This is a genomic window from Cytobacillus oceanisediminis 2691 (assembly GCF_007678455.1).
GTDB classification, from domain to species: Bacteria; Bacillota; Bacilli; order Bacillales; family Cytobacillaceae; genus Mesobacillus; species Mesobacillus oceanisediminis_A.
On the sequence record NZ_VEEP01000058.1, the window covers coordinates 1 to 357 of the forward strand.

Below are 357 nucleotides of genomic sequence, written 5' to 3' on the forward strand. Positions count from 1 at the left end.
ATTGGTTTGATGGGAAGGAAATTTTTTGGGAAAGGAATTTGTTTAAGTAGGGAAGTGAGTTGTTGTTGAAGTGGTTGAAGTTGGAGAGTGGGTAAATGAAAGTGTTGAATTAAGTGTTGGAAGTGTAGTTTATAAGGTTGGAGTGGTTGTGGAGTGGGGAGTGAATGGAGAGGTAATTGAATTAAGGGTTGTGGTTTTTTTATGGGAGGTTGTGTTTTGATTTGGGATTTGGAGGGTTGAAGGATATCGAGTGGTTTGATGGAGGGAAGTTGAAGTGGTGTGGGGAATAGGGGAAGAGTGGGGATAGGTCGTTTGCGTTTAAGATGTTTGAATACGTGTGGAAGTTCTGGAAAAACA

Annotated in this window: 1 protein-coding gene; it reads left to right on the plus strand. The window is 40.9% G+C overall.

Translation table 11 applies throughout. The features are described 5' to 3' along the window. The first annotated feature begins 70 nt into the window (after positions 1-70). A complete protein-coding gene (locus FS736_RS24540) occupies positions 71-220 on the plus strand; it encodes a hypothetical protein (RefSeq protein WP_186326903.1) in 150 nt (49 codons plus the stop codon). Positions 221-357: the final 137 nt, after the last annotated feature.